We start from the raw sequence: 2242 nt of genomic DNA, 5'->3' as shown, positions 1-2242 counted from the left end.
GTGGGGAGACGGAGTAGGGGAGCAGGGAGAAAAAACTGATGACTGATGACTGATTACTGATTACTGATTACTGATAACTGATAACTGACCCCTCATAGATTTTTACTTAACTTTATGTCTTTGGTAATTTGTCCGGGTTTTCATGATTCTAGACTGACCGAGGATTTTTTAGGACATCTGGGGAGCCAATCGGTCAAATTACCTTCCTATATTATTATTTCGCCTTTTTCTTGCTTAAATGAAGCTTTTTCACCGGGAGAAGCTCTAACCTTGATTGGGTTTAGTGCGGGGGTGGTAAATGCGATCGCTTTAGCTCATTATTGGCAAGCTCAAGGGGCAAAAATTGCCGCTTTAATAGCTCTGGACGGGTGGGGAGTGCCATTAATCGGTAATTTTCCCATTTATCGCCTTAGTCACGATTATTTTACCCATTGGAGTTCCTGTTTATTGGGTAGCGGTCAAGAAAATTTTTATGCAGATCCACCTGTAGATCATCTTAGCCTCTGGTCGTCCCCCGATCGAGTGACTGGTTGGTCTATCAATGGTAATTTTGTCCAACGCACCACAGCGTTAACTTTTTTATTAAATCGGTTAGGCAAGAATCAATTAACTATAATTAGGTAGTCCCCTCCCTATCTTTCCTATTTCTTTACCGCTGCTGATTTATGAGTACATCCGTTCCGAGTTCTTCAATTCTCTTGGTGGGAATTGAGGAGAATATCGCTAAACTAGCTAGTGCGGACTTGAAAGAAGCAGGTTATCGTCCCCTGATCGTGCCTAGCATTGATATCGCTTTCCCAGAAGTGAAAAGTTGGCAGCCAGCGATGATTATACTCGATCGCTTCCTCGCAGCGGAGGCCGGTGTGAATTTTTGTAGTCGTTTACGTTCCCAGGGAAGTCGCGTTTATATTATTTTGTTAGTATCTCAAGAAACCCTAGAAGAACGTCTCGCCTGTTTGGAAGCGGGAGCCGACGATTATTTTCTCAAACCCTATAATTCGCAATCTTTTCTCAAATTAATCCGTTTTTACCTGCAACCTCTGGAAATTACCCCCGAACAATTGGGTTTCGGTGACTTAGTATTAGATTTAGCCAGTCGTCGTCTCTCCTATAAAAACAAAAATATTGAGTTGACGATGAAGGAATTTGAACTGCTGCGCTACCTCATGATTCACCCCAAAGAAGTATTATCGAGGGAGAAAATTCTCGAAAATGTCTGGGGAGACGAATTTCAAGGAGAATCAAACGTTATTGAGGTGTATATTCGCTATTTACGCCTGAAGATGGAGGCTGGTGGTCAAAAACGCCTCATTCATACCGTGCGTGGTGTGGGCTACGTTTTACGGGAATCTTAACAGTAATCAGTAATCAGTGATCAGTGATCAGTGATCAGTAGATTGCTTTTATTTAATCTCCCGTTACAGTAGAGCAGGAAGTCGCCTTCCCACCCCCTGCTTCAAAACCGGACTTACGACTTTCGCCGTATCCGGCTCCTGAGTAACTAGGCTACTGTCATTAGTAGAATAATAATGGGAATTATTATTTCCTTGTCTATTCAACCCTCTTGGCTGTATCCCCACCAGACAAGATTGTTGGTTTTAGGGCGTATATGACCGTTGATTGTTGCTTAGACTTCCTAATTACCCGTCCTTTGTCAGCATATCTTTGATATTACTCAAAGCCTTGGCTTTTAAGGACATCCTCTCCCTCTATTGACTTGCGGATGGTTTCCTACTGCCCCAAACGGGCAGAGTCAATCAGGGTTACTTCGTTCCCTATAACCATTGGTTGAACCATTAGGATGATACTGTCCACAACAGAGTAACGGGAATGCCTTACTGATAGTGGTATGAGCTATCAGCCCCAACTCTGTTAACTTTTGTTTCGAGCCTGTCAGCCTTTTGGCTCGTGGGTGTTGACGATGGTTAATTCGTATCTTCGCCCCAGGGCTATCCATAGGTTCTGGCTCAACGGGTTTCTGATTTAGGCTATCAGATACCGCTTTTTTTCCTCGCTCACTACCTCAGATGTACCAAGTCTAAAGCAGCAGGAAATGCCGTCACTCTAGGCATCTAGAGGACAGGACTAAGGTTATTACTAACCCGCACCTGTAGGGTTATAAAGTTATCAAGGTACTACATTTACCAAGCGGCTAATCCTCTAAACGTCTTACTGTCTAGTTTCTAGCCAACGAATCGCACCACACCCTACACCCCACACCCCACTTCCCCACTTCCCCACC

The 2242-nt window shown here is 43.8% G+C and carries 2 protein-coding genes; both read left to right on the top strand.

Translation table 11 applies throughout. The annotated features are described in order from the left end of the window. The first annotated feature begins 114 nt into the window (after positions 1-114). Entirely contained in the window at positions 115-624 is a 510-nt protein-coding gene (locus PX636_RS16440) for a hypothetical protein (RefSeq protein WP_002798701.1), read from the top strand. A 41-nt stretch (positions 625-665) separates the two neighbouring features. Further along, positions 666-1355 (top strand): response regulator transcription factor NblR, encoded by a 690-nt coding sequence (gene nblR, locus PX636_RS16435; RefSeq protein WP_002798700.1) that lies wholly within the window; start codon positions 666-668, stop codon positions 1353-1355. The last annotated feature ends 887 nt before the right edge of the window (positions 1356-2242 follow it).

Source organism: Microcystis sp. M53598_WE2 (assembly GCF_030067735.1).
GTDB lineage: Bacteria > Cyanobacteriota > Cyanobacteriia > Cyanobacteriales > Microcystaceae > Microcystis > Microcystis aeruginosa.
The sequence above is the reverse complement of the archived record's forward strand: the minus strand, read 5'-3'. Positions and strand labels throughout refer to the sequence as shown.